At 59.7% G+C, this 16,290-nt stretch carries 12 protein-coding genes; 7 read left to right on the forward strand and 5 right to left on the reverse strand.

The features are described from left to right. The first annotated feature begins 197 nt into the window (after positions 1-197). The 5 genes from ACWR1S_RS12195 to ACWR1S_RS12215 all read left to right on the forward strand — a co-directional run bounded on the left by ACWR1S_RS12195 (position 198) and on the right by ACWR1S_RS12215 (position 9,743). Entirely contained in the window at positions 198-2,003 is a 1,806-nt protein-coding gene (locus ACWR1S_RS12195; protein ID WP_454563654.1) for a phenylacyl-CoA dehydrogenase, read from the forward strand. A 272-nt stretch (positions 2,004-2,275) separates the two neighbouring features. Continuing rightward, complete coding sequence (locus tag ACWR1S_RS12200; RefSeq protein WP_454563655.1) at positions 2,276-4,378, forward strand: cytochrome-c peroxidase; 2,103 nt, start codon at positions 2,276-2,278, stop codon at positions 4,376-4,378. A 198-nt stretch (positions 4,379-4,576) separates the two neighbouring features. Continuing rightward, positions 4,577-5,866 (forward strand): GGDEF domain-containing protein, encoded by a 1,290-nt coding sequence (locus tag ACWR1S_RS12205; protein ID WP_454563656.1) that lies wholly within the window; start codon positions 4,577-4,579, stop codon positions 5,864-5,866. Between the two features lie 90 nt (positions 5,867-5,956). Continuing rightward, positions 5,957-7,753 carry an acyl-CoA dehydrogenase C-terminal domain-containing protein gene (locus tag ACWR1S_RS12210; RefSeq protein ID WP_454563657.1) on the forward strand — a complete coding sequence of 599 codons (1,797 nt, stop codon included), beginning with the start codon at positions 5,957-5,959 and terminating at the stop codon, positions 7,751-7,753. A 211-nt stretch (positions 7,754-7,964) separates the two neighbouring features. Next, entirely contained in the window at positions 7,965-9,743 is a 1,779-nt protein-coding gene (locus ACWR1S_RS12215; protein WP_454563658.1) for an acyl-CoA dehydrogenase C-terminal domain-containing protein, read from the forward strand. A gap of 227 nt (positions 9,744-9,970) precedes the next feature. On the opposite strand, the gene ACWR1S_RS12220 is transcribed toward ACWR1S_RS12215, so the two are convergent. Next, entirely contained in the window at positions 9,971-10,885 is a 915-nt protein-coding gene (locus tag ACWR1S_RS12220) for a LysR family transcriptional regulator (protein WP_077574788.1), read from the reverse strand. A 169-nt stretch (positions 10,886-11,054) separates the two neighbouring features. On the opposite strand from ACWR1S_RS12220, the gene ACWR1S_RS12225 reads away from it, so the two are divergent. Continuing rightward, positions 11,055-12,338: an aspartate aminotransferase family protein gene (locus ACWR1S_RS12225; RefSeq protein ID WP_454563659.1), complete on the forward strand. Its 1,284-nt coding sequence runs from the start codon at positions 11,055-11,057 to the stop codon at positions 12,336-12,338. Positions 12,339-12,532: 194 nt separating this feature from the next. Continuing rightward, on the forward strand, positions 12,533-12,691 hold the full coding sequence (locus ACWR1S_RS12230) for a YqaE/Pmp3 family membrane protein (RefSeq protein WP_003228885.1): 159 nt from the start codon (positions 12,533-12,535) through the stop codon (positions 12,689-12,691). A 133-nt stretch (positions 12,692-12,824) separates the two neighbouring features. Here the strand turns inward: ACWR1S_RS12230 and ACWR1S_RS12235 are convergent, their stop codons facing one another. The 4 genes from ACWR1S_RS12235 to ACWR1S_RS12250 all read right to left on the reverse strand — a co-directional run. Continuing rightward, entirely contained in the window at positions 12,825-14,636 is a 1,812-nt protein-coding gene (locus ACWR1S_RS12235; RefSeq protein ID WP_454563660.1) for a S9 family peptidase, read from the reverse strand. Beyond that, positions 14,602-15,738 (reverse strand): pyrroloquinoline quinone biosynthesis protein PqqE, encoded by a 1,137-nt coding sequence (gene pqqE / locus ACWR1S_RS12240; RefSeq protein WP_454563662.1) that lies wholly within the window; start codon positions 15,736-15,738, stop codon positions 14,602-14,604. Before pqqE ends, ACWR1S_RS12235 begins: the two co-directional genes overlap by 35 nt. Positions 15,739-15,745: 7 nt before the next feature. Next, entirely contained in the window at positions 15,746-16,021 is a 276-nt protein-coding gene (gene pqqD / locus ACWR1S_RS12245; RefSeq protein WP_007910068.1) for a pyrroloquinoline quinone biosynthesis peptide chaperone PqqD, read from the reverse strand. Then, on the reverse strand, positions 16,018-16,290 hold a 273-nt coding region (locus tag ACWR1S_RS12250; protein ID WP_454563661.1), incomplete at its 5' end, for a thiaminase II/PqqC family protein. The genes pqqD and ACWR1S_RS12250, both read right to left, overlap by 4 nt.

Here is a 16,290-nt window from a genome sequence, read left to right on the forward strand (position 1 = left end):
TTTTTTCAGCGCCCGTGGCTTGTTCGAGCTCATGGCGGTTTGCTGTGTCCGGCGTTTGAAAGATCTGATGACGAACGGCAAAAGATCGATGCTTGACAAGATTTCGGCGTAAACGTATGTTTCAAACAACTGTTTGACCGTCACAACAAATCAACACGGTCGTTCATTCCCGGTTACATCAGCAGAGGTTTATCGCTATGCCTGACTACAAGGCCCCCTTGCGTGATATTCGCTTCGTTCGTGACGAACTGCTCGGCTACGAAGCGCACTATCAGAGCCTTCCGGCTTGCGCAGACGCAACTCCGGACATGGTTGACGCCATTCTCGAAGAAGGCGCCAAGTTTTGTGAGCAGGTACTGGCACCGCTGAACCGCGTGGGCGATCTCGAAGGTTGCACCTGGAGCGAGTCCGGCGTGAAGACCCCGACGGGCTTCAAAGAGGCTTACAAGCAATTCGTCGAAGGCGGCTGGCCAAGCCTGGCGCACGACGTCGAGCACGGCGGCCAAGGTCTGCCGGAGTCGCTGGGTCTGGCCGTGAGCGAAATGGTTGGCGAAGCCAACTGGTCGTGGGGTATGTACCCAGGCCTGTCGCACGGCGCGATGAACACCATCTCCGAGCACGGCACCCCAGAGCAGCAAGAAGCCTATCTGACCAAACTGGTTTCCGGCGAATGGACCGGCACCATGTGCCTGACCGAACCGCACTGCGGCACCGACCTGGGCATGCTGCGCACCAAGGCCGAACCTCAGGCCGACGGTTCCTACAAAGTTTCCGGCACCAAGATCTTCATTTCGGCCGGCGAACACGACATGGCCGACAACATCGTCCACATCGTGCTGGCTCGCCTGCCGGACGCACCGGCTGGCACCAAAGGCATCTCGCTGTTCATCGTTCCAAAGTTCATGCCGAATGCCGATGGCACTGTCGGTGAGCGCAACGCAGTGAGCTGCGGTTCGCTGGAACACAAGATGGGCATTCACGGCAACGCCACCTGCGTGATGAACTTCGACGGCGCCACCGGTTTCCTGATCGGCCCGGCGAACAAAGGCCTGAACTGCATGTTCACCTTTATGAACACCGCACGTTTGGGTACCGCGCTGCAAGGTCTGGCCCACGCCGAAATCGGTTTCCAGGGCGGCCTGAAATACGCTCGCGATCGTCTGCAAATGCGCTCGCTGACTGGCCCGAAAGCGCCGGAAAAAGCCGCTGACCCGATCATCGTGCATCCAGACGTACGCCGCATGCTGTTGACCATGAAGGCCTTCGCCGAAGGCAACCGTGCGATGGTGTACTTCACCGCCAAACAGGTCGACATCGTCAAATACGGCGTCGATGAAGAAGAGAAGAAGAAAGCCGACGCACTGCTGGCCTTCATGACCCCGATCGCCAAGGCGTTCATGACCGAAGTCGGTTTCGAGTCCGCCAACCACGGCGTACAGATCTACGGCGGCCACGGCTTCATCGCTGAGTGGGGCATGGAGCAGAACGTTCGCGACAGCCGCATTTCGATGCTGTACGAAGGCACCACCGGTATCCAGGCACTCGACCTGCTGGGCCGTAAAGTGCTGATGACGCAAGGCGAAGCTCTGAAAGGCTTCACCAAGATCGTCCATAAGTTCTGCCAGAACAACGAAGGCAACGAAGCCGTTGCAGAATTCGTCGCACCGCTGGCCGCGATCAACAAGGAATGGGGCGAGCTGACCATGAAGGTCGGTATGGCTGCCATGAAAGATCGCGAAGAAGTTGGCGCGGCCTCGGTGGACTACCTGATGTACTCCGGTTATGCCTGCCTGGCTTACTTCTGGGCCGACATGGCACGTCTGGCTGCAGAGAAGCTGGCAGAAGGTACCGGCGACGCGGCGTTCTACACCGCCAAGCTGCAAACCGCGCGTTTCTACTTCCAGCGCATCCTGCCGCGTACCCGTACGCACGTGGCCACCATGCTGTCGGGCGCCAATAACCTGATGGACATGAAAGAAGAAGACTTCGCACTGGGCTACTAAGCCTTAACGCAGTCTTTTCAAAAACCGCTGCTCCTTTGGGGGCGGCGGTTTTTTTTGCGCTGGATTTACCCCCAACACTGGGGACGTTTCCCCAGCAGAAACGGTGAGCTGACAGCGCCTAGCCCCAGCGTTTATTGATTCAAAATGTTTCTCGATGGGATGGCCAATTAATTGCACTGCGCAGATTAACCGGCGCTCACGAGAAATCCTGTGCTGTTCCACGACGCCTCTCGCCCGGCAAAACGCATAACAACAACGTCAGGGTGAAGCACATGAACATCTGCCGACTTGTCTGGTTAGCCCTTACACTTGCTGCCTCCAACGCCATGGCGGCAGATCCCGCCGTAGTGGATCCGCCTGTTCCGGAGGTGCCAAGCCTGCAATCCTTGCGTGGCATGGTTCCCCCCGATCCCTCTGGAATCGAGGCGGGGCGTAAGGTCGACCTGATGACCGACTACGTGCTCAACCGCTCCGCCGCGATCCTGCTCGGCAAAGCGCTGTTCTGGGACATGGAAGTTGGTAGCGACGGCGCCACGGCCTGTGCGTCCTGCCACTACCACGCGGGCGTCGATCACCGCATCACCAACCAGCTCAACCCCGGCCAGGCGCACACCAACGCCAATGTCGCCTCGATTTTCAACAAGCCCTTTGTCGCGTCGGACATTCCCGGTGACGTGGCGTCCTACGCGACGCTGTCCGGCGGCAAGGGCGGGCCGAACTACACGCTGAAAAAAACCGACTTCCCGACGCATGTGCTGAGCAATCCGCTGGAGCGCAATTCGCCGATCGTGTATTCGAGCGACGACGTGGTCGGTTCTCAAGGTGTATTCGATGCCAATTTCGTCAAACCCAACCAGCCACGTTTCGACAAATGCACCCAGCAGCCCGACGGCATTTTTCAGGTCGGCGGCATCAACGTGCGCCGCAGCACCGGGCGTAACGCGCCGTCGGTGATCAACGCCGCGTTCAACGTGCGCAACTTCTGGGATGGTCGCGCGAACAACGTGTTCAACGGTTTCTCGCCGTTCGGCAATCGTGACCCCGATGCCGGGATTTACGTGACCAGCGAGCGCAGTCCCGTGGCAACGAAAGTCAGGCTGGCGCTGAACGACGCGTCTGCCGCCTCGCAAGCCGTGGGCCCGCCGGGCAGCGCAGTGGAAATGTCCTGCGGCGGTCGCACCTTCGCCGATATCGGCCGGCGCATGCTTGATCAGTTGATGCTCAAGCAACAGCGGATTTCCTCCAACGACTCCGTACTGGCCTCGGTGTCCGGCGCGCGGCGTCCGACCTATCGCGAATTGATCAAAAACGCCTTCCAGCCACGCCTGTGGAATGCCACGCAAAATGTGCTGGTGGGCGGTGCGCCGTATACGCAGATGGAAGCCAACTTCCCGCTGTTCTTCGGGTTGGCGATTCAGATGTACGAATCCACCCTGATCTCCGACCAAGCGCCGATCGATGCCTATCTGCAAGGCGACTCCACCGCGATGAGCGCGCAGCAGGTCCAAGGCATGAACCTGTTCCTTGGCAAGGGCAAATGCGTCAACTGCCATGGCGGCGCGGAGCTGACCAACGCCGCCAGCCGTTTGCTGATGCACCCGCGTGAACGCATCGAACGCATGGTCATGGCCGACAACCTCACCACCCTCTACGACAACGGTTTCTACAACACCGGCGTGCGCCCGACTTCCGAGGATCTGGCGCTCGGTGGCTCGGATGCCTGGGGCAACCCATGGTCGTTCAGTCGCCAATACAACAAATTGCTGCAGGGTGGCAGTATTCCCGATCCGCTGGACGTCGATGTCTGCACCTTCGAAGCGCCACTCAGCGCAGCGATTCCGTGCGACGCCACGCTTAAGCCCAATGTCGGCTTCCGCGATTCGGTCGATGGTGCTTTTAAAACCCCGACCTTGCGCAACATCGCGCTGACCGGGCCGTACTTCCACAACGGCAGCCGTGCCACGCTTAAACAGGTCATGGAGTTTTACAACCGTGGCGGTGATCGCCGTGGCGAAGACGCGAACAACACCAGCGGTTTCGAGCACCCTTCGGCGAATCAGCACAACACCTCGAACCTCGATCCGGACATGACCAATCTCAACCTGACGTCCGATGAGATCGACGCCTTGGTGAAATTCATGGAAGTCGGACTGACCGACCCACGTGTGGCGTGGGAGCGGGCGCCTTTCGATCATCCGTCGCTGGTCATCCCGCAAGGCCATATCGGTGATGAAAACGCGGTGACCCAACGGCCCGCCAGCCCGAAAGTCACCACCCGCCAGGCAGCGGACGCTTCGCTCAATCTCAAGCCTTACGGCGCTGAGGGGCGAAGCACGACGGAGGGGCCATTACTGCCGTTCTACAACGATCTGTAAGGAATATTTCCAGGCCTGGCCATCAGTGATGGTGGCCAGCTTGGCAAATCGGGCAAAAAACTTGGCAAATCGCTCAGATACTCGGGTTTTCTGCCGTTATAGAGACTGCGTGTGATCTGGATCACATTGTGTGTGCTTAACTGGCCAGATTGCAGGCACAATGCCATCTCTTTGATATGACGGGTCGGAGCTTTACCCTTGCCGCGTTCTTCCGCTGTACGTTTCAGCCATTTCCTACCTTCACTGCTGTTGTTACTCGCGGGGTTGGCGGCTGCGTACGTCAAAGACCTCAACGTGTTCTTCACGTCGCTGTTCAATGTGCTGCCGACGTTGGTGCTGTTGTTGGGTGGCGCCTATTGCGCGGTTTACCGCCGTCAGCGCGAACTGTTTCTGATGCTCACGGTGTACATCGCCTACTTCTTGCTCGACACCCAGACCGACTATTACCGCGACAACGGCAAGGTCCGCGAAGACGCTGCGGTGGTTTTCCACCTGGTCTGTTTGCTGCTGCCGTTGTTGTTCGGCCTGTTTGCGGCGTGGCAGGAACGTACGCATCTGTTTCAGGACATGGTTGCGCGCTTCGCCGTGTTGCTGGCCTTCGGCAGCGTGGCGCTGGGGCTTGAGCAAAGTTATCCCCAGGCGTTGCTGATGTGGCTCTCGGAAATCCGTTGGCCGGCGCTGCACGGCGCGTGGATGAGCCTGATCCAGCTTTCCTATCCAGTATTCATCTCGGCATTCCTGCTGCTCGCCTGGCAATACTGGCGCCACCCGCGCCCGCTGCACGCGGCGCAACTGGTCGGCTTGCTCGGCGTGTTCTGGATGCTGCCGAAAACCTTCATCCTGCCGTTCACCCTGAACATCATGTGCAGTCAGGTGATGTTGATGATCGCGGCTGCTGTGGCGCACGAGGCTTATCAAATGGCCTTCCGCGATGAGCTTACTGGTCTGCCGGGGCGCCGCGCCCTCAATGAACGTATGCAGCGACTCGGGCGCAACTACGTGCTGGCGATGAGCGACGTTGACCACTTCAAGAAATTCAACGACACCCACGGCCACGATGTCGGCGACCAGGTGCTGCGTCTGGTCGCCAGCAAGCTGTCGAAAATCAGCGGTGGCGGTAGGGCGTATCGCTACGGTGGTGAGGAATTTGCCCTGGTGTTCGCAGGCAAAACCCTTGAAGAGTGCATGCCGCATCTTGAGGTGATCCGCGAGTCGATTGCTTCCTACAGCATTCAATTGCGCAATCAGGAAAACCGTCCACAGGACGATCAGCAAGGTCGTCAGCGCCGCGCCGGCTCGGGTGCTTCCAGCGTATCGGTGACGGTGAGCATCGGCGTGGCTGAGCGAGTGGAGCAGCGCAACCCGGAACAAGTCCTGAAATCTGCCGACGAGGCGCTTTACGCTGCTAAAGGCGCGGGGCGTAACTGCGTGGTTGCGTTCGGCCAGAACCGTCGCGGTGCAGTACGCATGGACACGGCCGCAGGTTGAGTGATGACGGCGCATTCAGCGTCTGCACAATGATTGTTTGGCGTGGTGGCCGGCAGTAGGTTGAGGCAATCTGCTGACGGAGAAGCCACCATGCCTGAGTACAAAGCTCCCCTGCGCGACATGCGCTTTCTGATCGACCACGTCTTCGACTTCCACACCAATTACGCCGCCCTCGGCGCGCACGACGCCAGCCCGGACATGATCAACGCGATCCTCGAAGAGGGCGCGAAGTTCTGCGAGAACGTTCTGGCACCGCTCAATCGCAGCGGCGACGAAGAGGGCTGCCATTTCGACAACGGCGTGGTGACAACGCCTACAGGCTTCAAGCAGGCTTTCGCACAATACGTCGAGGGCGGCTGGCACGGTCTGGCCGCAGACCCGACCTACGGCGGCCAAGGCCTGCCGAGTTCGCTGGGGCTGGTGATCAGCGAAATGGTTGGCTCCAGCAACACGTCCTGGGGCATGTACCCGGGGCTGACTCACGGCGCGATGTCGGCGATCCATGCCCATGGCAGCGCCGAGCAGAAAGACACCTATCTGAGCAAACTCACCGCCGGGCAATGGACCGGCACCATGTGCCTGACCGAAGCCCATTGCGGCACCGACCTGGGCATCATCAAGACCCGCGCCGTGCCTCAGGCTGACGGCAGTTACGCGGTCACCGGCAGCAAGATTTTCATCTCTGCCGGCGAGCACGACATGAGCGACAACATCATCCATCTGGTGCTGGCCAAATTGCCCGACGCTCCGGCTGGGACCAAAGGGATTTCGCTGTTTATCGTGCCGAAGTTCTTGCCAGATACGGCGGGCGAAGCAGGCGAGCGTAACGGCGTGTCCTGCGGTTCGATCGAGCACAAGATGGGCATCAAGGCTTCGGCCACCTGCGTGCTCAACTTCGACGGTGCCAAGGGCTACCTGATCGGCGAGGCGAACAAGGGCCTCAACTGCATGTTCACGATGATGAACCATGCGCGGCTCGGTACCGGCATGCAGGGGTTGTGTCTGGGTGAAGCGAGTTTCCAGGGCGCGATCAAATACGCCAACGATAGATTGCAAATGCGCTCGCTGACCGGCGCCAAAGCCCCGGACAAAGCCGCCGACCCAATCATTGTTCATCCGGACGTGCGGCGCATGCTGTTGACCATGAAGGCCTTCAACGAGGGCAACCGCGCGCTGACTTATTTCACCGCGCAGCTGCTCGATGTCGCGCATTTGAGCAGCGATGCCGAGGCGCGTCGGGAAGCCGAAGACCTGTTGGCCTTCCTCACACCGATCTGCAAGGCGTTCATGACCGACACCGGGCTGGAAGTAACCAACCACGGCATGCAGGTGTTTGGCGGCCACGGTTTCATTCGCGAGTGGGGCATGGAGCAACTGGTTCGCGACTGTCGGATTGCGCCGATCTACGAAGGCACCAACGGCATTCAGGCGCTGGATCTGCTCGGGCGCAAGGTGCTGGGCAGTCAGGGTAAATTGCTGCGCGGCTTCACCAAGATCGTCCACAAGTTCTGCGCGGCCAACGCCGAGCACCCGCAACTGGGCAGTTTCGTTGCGCAGCTCAATGAGCTGAATCAGCAGTGGGGCGACCTGACCATGAAGGTCGGCATGGCGGCGATGAAGAACCCGGATGAAGTGGGCGCGGCGTCGGTGGATTATCTGATGTACAGCGGTTACATCATCCTCGGCTATTTGTGGTTGCGCATGGCATTGGTGGCGCAGGCGCAGCTGGAGGCGGGCGAGGGTGAGGTGGATTACCTGCGCGGGAAATTGGCGACGTGCGAGTTTTACTTCAAGCGTTTGTTGCCGCGTACGGTGGCGCACCGGGCGGCGATCGAGGCGGGGAGTGATTGTTTGATGAAGCTGCCGGCTGAACTGTTTTCTCTGTAGGAAAAAGCAAAAGATCGCAGCCTTCGGCAGCTCCTACATAGGATCGAGTTTTACCTGTAGGCGCTGCCGAAGGCTGCGATCTTTTTTCGGTGACTAAAAATAACAAATCGGTCACCAGTTGACCCTATGTGTCGCAAAAGTTGTTGAGGTACACTCCGGCTCAACGAAACACCCTTCCACGAATCACCGTTTAGATCTTGCGAGGTTTGCCATGGCTGACTACAAAGCGCCGCTGCGCGATATGCGCTTCGTCCTCAATGAAGTGTTCGAGGTCGCCAAACTTTGGGCCGAACTGCCGGCGCTGGCCGAGACCGTCGACGCCGAAACCGTTGAAGCCATTCTCGAAGAGGCCGGCAAGGTCACCAGCAAAAGCATCGCGCCGCTGAGCCGCGCTGCTGACGAAGAAGGTTGCCATTGGGCCGACGGTGCCGTCACCACCCCGGCCGGATTCCCACAGGCTTATCAGACTTACGCCGAAGGCGGCTGGGTCGGTGTTGGCGGTGATCCGGCCTACGGCGGCATGGGCATGCCCAAAGCCGTGTCGGCGCAGGTTGAAGAAATGGTCAACTCCGCCAGCCTGTCGTTCGGTCTGTACCCTATGCTGACTGCAGGCGCCTGCCTGTCGATCAACGCCCACGCCAGCGAAGAGCTGAAAGCGGCGTATCTGCCGAACATGTACGCCGGCGTCTGGGCCGGTTCGATGTGCCTGACCGAGCCGCATGCCGGCACCGATCTGGGGATTATTCGCACCAAGGCTGAACCTCAGGCCGACGGTTCCTACAAGGTCAGCGGCACGAAGATCTTCATCACCGGTGGCGAACACGACCTCACCGAAAACATCATTCACCTGGTACTGGCGAAACTGCCGGACGCCCCGGCGGGCCCGAAAGGCATCTCGTTGTTCCTGGTGCCGAAGTTCATGGTCAATGCCGACGGCAGCCTGGGCGCGCGCAACCCGGCGAACTGCGGTTCGATCGAACACAAGATGGGCATCCAGGCCTCCGCGACCTGCGTGATGAACTTCGACGAAGCCGTCGGTTATCTGGTCGGCGAGCCGAACAAAGGCCTCAACGCGATGTTCACCATGATGAACTACGAGCGTCTGGGCGTCGGCATCCAAGGCCTGGCGACCGGTGAGCGCTCTTATCAAAACGCCGTTGAATACGCCCGCGACCGTCTGCAAAGCCGTTCGCCGACGGGCGCGCAAAACAAGGACAAAGTCGCTGACCCGATCATCGTCCACCCGGACGTGCGGCGCATGCTGCTGACCATGAAAGCCTCGAACGAAGGTGGCCGTGCGTTTTCCACCTACGTGGCAATGCAACTCGACACCGCCAAGTTCAGCGAAGACGCCACCACGCGCAAGCGTGCGGAAGATCTGGTCGCGTTGCTGACGCCAGTGGCCAAGGCATTCCTCACTGATCTGGGTCTGGAAACCACCGTGCACGGCCAGCAGATTTTCGGCGGCCACGGCTACATCCGCGAGTGGGGCCAGGAGCAACTGGTGCGTGACGTGCGCATCACCCAGATCTACGAAGGCACCAACGGCATTCAGGCGCTGGACCTGGTCGGTCGCAAGATCGTCGGTAGCGGAGGCGCGTTCTATAAGTTGTTCGCCGACGAGATCCGCCACTTCACCGCCACGGCGAGCGCCGATCTGGGCGAATTTACCAAGCCGTTGAACGAGGCGGTCGATACCCTCGACGAGCTGACCTCGTGGCTGCTGGATCGGGCGAAAACCAATCCGAACGAAATTGGCGCGGCTTCGGTCGAATATTTGCAAGCGTTTGGTTACGTTTCCTACGCCTACATGTGGGCGTTGATGGCCAAAGCTGCATCGGGCAAAGAAGAGCAGGATGATTTCTATGCCAGCAAGCTCGGCACTGCGCGCTTCTACTTCGCCCGTCTGCTGCCGCGAATTCACTCGTTGAGCGCGTCGGTGAAGGCTGGTAGCGAGTCGCTGTTCCTGCTGGAGGCGGCGCAATTCTGATGAGATAACGTCATGTAAGCATTTTCTTACATGACGTGCTGCTGTTCTCCCATATGCGCGGATTGGATCCACGGCTAATCTACATTTCATGGACGTCGCGCAGGAAGCGCAAAGCAACAACACGGACACGTAGGATTCTGCCAGGGTGGCGGAGTGAAATGGATGTCAGGGAAACAGTCTGCAAAGCCCCGCTTCGGCGGGGTTTTCTTTTGCCTGAAGAAAAGTAGTCAGGCCAACGGATCCAGCGCCGGCTTCACTTCGCGCTCCATCACTTCCTCCAGCAACGTCTGCAACAGCGCCAGAGGCGCCTGCTGACGCTGAACATCACGACAGACCAAGCCAACTTTCAGCGGCACCCGTGGTTCGCTCAAAGGTTTCCACAGCAAATCCTGATCATCGTATTCCTTCTGCGAACGCCCTGGCAGCACCGTCGCCAGTTTGGTGTGCGGCAGACTGTCGAGAATCCCCACCATATTGTTCAACTCGGCTTGCACCTGCGGACGGCGTCCAAGGGCAGTCAGTTGCGCCTGCCAGATCTGGCGGATCTGGAATTCTTCGCCCAATAGCAACATTGGCAACTCGGCGGCTTGGCGCATCGAGACCTTTTTGAATTCGCGCAACGGATGATCCGCCGGGATCACCAGCGTCAGTTCATCCTCGTAAAGCATCACGCCATGCAAACCCGGTTGGCGCGGCGGTAGATAACTGATGCCAATATCCAGCGACCCGTTGAGCAGTCGCCGCTCGATCTCAAGTCCAGTCAATTCATAAATCTGCACCACCAGATGCGGCTGCGCCTTACGCACCCGTTCGAGCATTTGCGGGACCAGACTGGTGTGCACCGTTTGCAGCACGCCGATCGCCAGCGTGCGCAGGGCCTGGCCCTTGAAGTTGCCTAGCGCCTCGCGCGCCCGCTGCAGGCCATCAAGCAGCGGAAGGGCGTGGTTGTAAAGGGTGTGCGCGGCGAGGGTCGGCAGCAGGCGTTTGCTGCTGCGCTCGAACAGGGTGACGTCGAGGTTCTGCTCGAGTTGGCGGATCTGCTGCGACAGTGCCGGTTGCGAGATCGACAGGCGCTCAGCAGCGCGGCCGACATGACCTTCTTCGTAGACCGCGACGAAATAACGCAGTTGTTTGAAATCCATAAGTAACGCTTATCGAAAATGCTGGGAAATCGAAATGGCCCGCAGGCGTCAGTGCGCCTAGTCTAACCGCATTCACAAGGCTTACAGGGCCAGAAAGCGCGATGAATAGCGTTCGCTCCGACAGTGTTTGCATAGGCAGTTCAAAAAACCTCAAACGAGGTTTTTTTCAATGAATCTGTTCAGTTTGCGGCGTCAGACGCCGAGTCTCGATGACCTCGCTTTCGAGGACAATCCCTCTGAAACCAGCGAAAATCTCAGCGCCGAGCGCCTGATGCCCAGTGTCGAACGGCCGCAACAGGTGTTCGTCCGGGGGCAGGGTTCGTGGTTGTGGGACAGCAACGACCGCGCGTACCTCGACTTCTCCCAGGCCGGTGGCGCCAACAGCCTTGGCCACAGCCCTTCGGCGCTCGTCAAAGCCATCAGCAGCCAGGCTCAGGCGCTGATCAACCCCGGTTTCAACCTGCACAATCGCGGCATGCTCAGCCTTGCCGAGCGTCTTTGCGCTGCCACTTCCAGCGATCAGGCGTACTTGCTCAACAGCGGCAGCGAAGCCTGTGAAGCGGCGATCAAACTGGCGCGCAAATGGGGCCAACTGCATCGCGGTGGCGCCTCGCGGATCATTGTTGCGAAACAGGGTTGCCATGGCCGCAGCCTGGCAACGATTTCCGCCTCGGACAGCTGCAATCTGCACAACCGCTTCGCGCCGTTACTTCCGGGTTTTGATCGGGTGCCGTTCAACGACTCGCCGGCGCTGCACGCGGCGGTCGATGCGCAAACCGTCGCGATTATGCTTGAACCAATCCAGAGCGATGCTGGCGTTATCCCAGCCACCGACCATTACCTTAAAGGCGTTGAACGTCTCTGTCGTGAACTTGGCATTCTGCTGATCCTCGACGAAGTGCAAACCGGCATCGGCCGCTGCGGCACCTTGCTCGCCGAACAGGCCTACGGCGTTCGCGCCGATATCGTCGTGCTCGGCAAAGGCCTTGGCGGCGGTGTGCCCTTGGCCGCGTTGCTGGCACGGGGCAAAGCCTGCTGTTTCGAAGCGGGCGAACTCGGCGGCACCCATCACGGCAACGCACTGATGACAGCGGCCGGTCTGGTGGTGCTCGACAGCGTGCAAGACCGCAGCTTTCTCGAACAGACCAACGACAACGGCCAACATCTGCGTGAAGGCCTGACCCGATTGGCGCACCGCTACGACCACGGAGAAGTGCGCGGCCAAGGCCTGTTCTACGGACTGACCCTGTCAGACGATTCCGCCGAAGCCGTCGTCCACGCCGCCCTGCACGAAGGCCTGCTGCTCAACGCCCCGCAAGCCAACTGTCTGCGCTTCACCCCGGCCCTCACCGTCAGCAAAACCAACATCGACGAAATGCTCCTGCGCCTGGGCCGCGCCTTCTCGCGAGTGCGCACCGCGCAACTGCAATGCCGCAAAGGGATTGCCGTCTGAACTGAAGTTTCCTACCCGATTTCCAGAACCGTCTCGCGGTATAACGCACGCCCCACGCCTGATTCTTTTGGCGTGGGGCGTTTTTTTGTTGGGTGGTGGCGATGAAATGGCAGTTGCACTGAACCCTGACGAACGGCGCAGGTCGATTAGCTTGTATGGCTCAAGTGAGCCAACCCCCATTCAGGAGCTGCCCCATGGACTTCATTCGCATCATCATCGCTATTCTGTTGCCACCACTGGGTGTGTTTCTGCAGGTCGGGTTTGGCGGGGCGTTCTGGTTGAACATTCTGTTGACGCTGTGCGGGTATATTCCGGGGATCGTGCATGCGGTGTATATCATCGCCAAGCGTTGAGTACTGCGGCGCCAAGTAGATAGCTTTCGCGAGCAGGCTCGCTCCCACAGGGGATTTGTGAACAACACAGATTCAATGTGGGAGCGAGCCTGCTCGCGAATGCGGCAACTCGGTTTTGAACGGGGCGCGGTGATCAGTCCGCCAACCCCATTACCTGGCGATAGAACTTCCACTCCTGCTCCAGCGCATGCGCCTGATTGGCGGCGCGGCGGAAGCCGTGGCGTTCGTCGGGGTAGTAATGCGCTTCGACCGGGACGCCGTTCTGCTCGAGTGCCGTGACCATGTCGCGGGTCTGTTGCGGGACAACGACCGCGTCCAGTTCACCCTGAAAAAAGATTACCGGCACCCGGATGTTGCCCGCGTGCAGCAAGGGTGTGCGGGCGGCGTAGCGTTCGGCGTCCTGTTCGGGATCACCGATCAGCCAGTCCAGATAATCCCCTTCGAACTTGTGCGTCGCCCGGCCCAGCGCGACCGGATCGCTGACGCCGTAGAGGCTGGCGCCGGCGCGGAAAACCTGTTTGAACGCCAGCGCACATAACGTGGTGTAGCCGCCCGCGCTGCCACCACGAATGAATGCGCGTTCACCGTCGATCAAACCCTGCTCGGCGAGATAGCTCACAACCGCACAAGCGTCCTCGACATCCACCTCACCCCAGCTCAGGTACAAGGCCTGGCGATATTCCCGGCCATATCCACTACTGCCGCGATAGTTGAGATCAGCGACGGCGAAGCCACGTTGCGTCCAGTACTGGATGCGCGGGTCGAGCATCGGGTAGCAGGCCGATGTCGGGCCACCGTGGATGAACACCACCAGCGGCGGTTTCGCCTCGCCGCTCATGGCTGGATAGAAGAACCCGTACGCTTCGCCGGAACCACTCGGGTAGCGCAAGGTTTGCGGGCGACTGATGCGCTCGGCGGGCAAGGGCGCCACGCCACCCACCAGCACGTTCACTTCTCGCGTGGTTCGATCAATGGCGATGACCGCCGAAGGGCTGATCGGTGAGGCTGCGATGCAGTAGATAAATCGCTCATCCAACGCCAAATGACGGAAGCGGCTGTAGTCACTGGTGAAATCTTCACCACCGAGCGTCAGGCGGCCAAAACCACCTTCGCTCCAACTGGCTAAAAACGAATCCTCAACAGGCAGCCAAGTGCAGCCACCCAGTTGCCACGGAGCTGGCGCATGATCGGCGTGCGCAGCAGGCAATGCTTTCAAACCGTCGCCAGTCGCAACCCACGGCTGCCAGAAACCGGCGCGATCGGTCAGGCAATACAAACGTCCTTCCGAATCAAATCGCGGTTGCTGAATGGACTCTTCAACCTCGGTACCGGTAACGCATCGCGGCGAACCGAATGCCCCGTCAGTCAATCGCTCAGCCACCATCAACCGAGTCGACGTCCATGGCTGATGCGGGCGACTCCACTCGATCCACGCCAAGCGCTGGCCATCCGCACTGAGGATTGGCGCCGCATAAAAATCCGCGCCTTCAGCCAATGAATGCAGCGTCCCGTCAGCCAGATCAATCGCCACCAGCCGATGCTGATCTTGCTGTTCTTCCACCGCCAGCACCTGACCGAAAGCAAAATGCACATCGCCATAACGGCACTCACCCGACGTCAATGCTTCAGGCTCGCCACCGAGTTTCTGGCGGTACAACTGCTGATCCGCCTCAGCGACGAAAACCACCCCATCTGGCGTCAGACAAAACGCGCCACCGCCATATTCGTACACCCGACTGCGCACGCTGAAGCCATCCGGCGTCAGACATTTCGCCACGCCGTCACGCCAATGCCAGATCCGGCACGCGGCATCTTCCGGGCGATATTCATTCCAGAACAGCCCGTTGTCGCCAAGCTGCAGCTCGGCGAAATCCATGCCGGCAGCGACGGCTTGCGAAGCGCTGAAAGGCTCAGCCCTTGGCGATGAGGCGTGAGTTTCGTTCATTGCGGAAGGCCAGTTGTTCGATGGTTTGGGTGGCGGTCTCGGCTTCTTCGCGGGCCTTGAGGATCACGCCGTGATGTTCGGACTTGCTGCACACCGGGTCGGCATTGCTCGCATCACCGGTGAGCATGAACGCCTGGCAGCGGCAGCCGCCGAAGTCTTTTTCTTTCTCGTCGCAGGAGCGGCACGGCTCGGGCATCCAGTCGTAACCGCGAAAGCGGTTGAAGCCGAACGAGTCGTACCAGATGTGCTGCATGCTGTGATCGCGCACATTGGGAAATTGCACCGGCATCTGCCTGGCGCCGTGGCAGGGCAGGGCGGTGCCGTCCGGGGTGACTGTCAGAAAGATACTGCCCCAGCCGTTCATGCAGGCTTTCGGGCGTTCTTCGTAGTAATCCGGGGTCACGAAAATCAACTTGCACGGATGCCCTTCGGCTTCCAGTTTCGCCCGATATTCGTTGGTGATGCGTTCGGCGCGCACCAGTTGCTCCTTGGTCGGCAACAGGCCGACACGATTGAGCTGCGCCCAACCGTAAAACTGGCAGGTGGCGAGCTCGACGAAGTCGGCCTCCAGCGCGATGCACAGGTCGATGATGCGGTCGATCTTGTCGATGTTGTGCCGATGGGTGACGAAGTTCAGCACCATCGGATAACCGTGGGCCTTCACCGCACGGGCCATTTCCAGCTTCTGCGCAAAGGCCTTTTTCGAGCCGGCGAGCAGGTTGTTCACTTGCTCGTCGCTGGCCTGGAAACTGATCTGGATGTGATCGAGGCCAGCCTTTTTGAAGTCGCTGATTTTCTGCTCGGTCAGGCCGATGCCGGAGGTGATCAGGTTGGTGTAGAAACCCAACTGCCGCGCTTCATGAATCAGTTCGGCCAGGTCCTGTCGAACCAAAGGCTCGCCACCGGAAAAACCCAGTTGCGCTGCACCCATCTCCCGCGCTTCGCGAAAGACCTTGATCCACTGCTCGGTACTCAGCTCTTTGCCCTGCTCGGCGAAATCCAGTGGATTGGAGCAGTACGGGCATTGCAGCGGGCAGCGGTAGGTCAGCTCGGCGAGCAGCCACAGCGGCAGGCCGATCTCAGGTTTTGGCGGTACTTGCACCGACGAATCAGGCAAGTTCGATCCAGTGCTGCGCACGGGCAACCTCCATGAATTGCTCGATGTCGTCACCGAGCTCAGGCACGCCGGGGAACTGCTCATCGAGTTTGGCAATAATCGCCGCAACGTCGCGTTCGCCGTCGATCAAACCGCCGATCAGCGCGGCGCTGTCGTTGAGCTTGATCATGCCTTCCGGGTAGAGCAGCACATGACCTTTCTGCGCCGGTTCGTACTGGAAGCGGTAGCCGGGGCGCCAGGTCGGGACTTTGCTGCGATCGAAACTCATAAGGTGATTCCTTTATGCCAGACGCGTTGTTCGGTGACGCTGTGATACGGCGGGCGGTTCAGTTCGTAGGCCATGCTCATGGCATCGAGCATGCTCCAAAGAATGTCCAGTTTGAACTGGAGAATTTCCAGCATGCGCTCCTGGCCTTCGCGGGTTTTGTAGTGCTCCAGCGTGATCGCCAGACCGTGCTCGACATCGCGTCGCGCTTGACCGAGGCGGGTGCGGAAGTATTCGTAACCGGCCGGGTCGATCCACGGGTAATGCTGCGG

This window comes from Pseudomonas sp. AIG, from assembly GCF_977020205.1.

Coding starts and splice junctions, on each gene's coding strand:
- ACWR1S_RS12195 (WP_454563654.1), top strand. CDS start 198: ATGCCTGACTACAAGGCCCCCTTGCGTGATATTCGCTTCGTTCGTGAC.
- ACWR1S_RS12200 (WP_454563655.1), top strand. CDS start 2,276: ATGAACATCTGCCGACTTGTCTGGTTAGCCCTTACACTTGCTGCCTCC.
- ACWR1S_RS12210 (WP_454563657.1), top strand. CDS start 5,957: ATGCCTGAGTACAAAGCTCCCCTGCGCGACATGCGCTTTCTGATCGAC.
- ACWR1S_RS12215 (WP_454563658.1), top strand. CDS start 7,965: ATGGCTGACTACAAAGCGCCGCTGCGCGATATGCGCTTCGTCCTCAAT.
- ACWR1S_RS12220 (WP_077574788.1), bottom strand. CDS start 10,885: ATGGATTTCAAACAACTGCGTTATTTCGTCGCGGTCTACGAAGAAGGT.
- ACWR1S_RS12225 (WP_454563659.1), top strand. CDS start 11,055: ATGAATCTGTTCAGTTTGCGGCGTCAGACGCCGAGTCTCGATGACCTC.
- ACWR1S_RS12230 (WP_003228885.1), top strand. CDS start 12,533: ATGGACTTCATTCGCATCATCATCGCTATTCTGTTGCCACCACTGGGT.
- ACWR1S_RS12235 (WP_454563660.1), bottom strand. CDS start 14,636: ATGAACGAAACTCACGCCTCATCGCCAAGGGCTGAGCCTTTCAGCGCT.
- pqqD (WP_007910068.1), bottom strand. CDS start 16,021: ATGAGTTTCGATCGCAGCAAAGTCCCGACCTGGCGCCCCGGCTACCGC.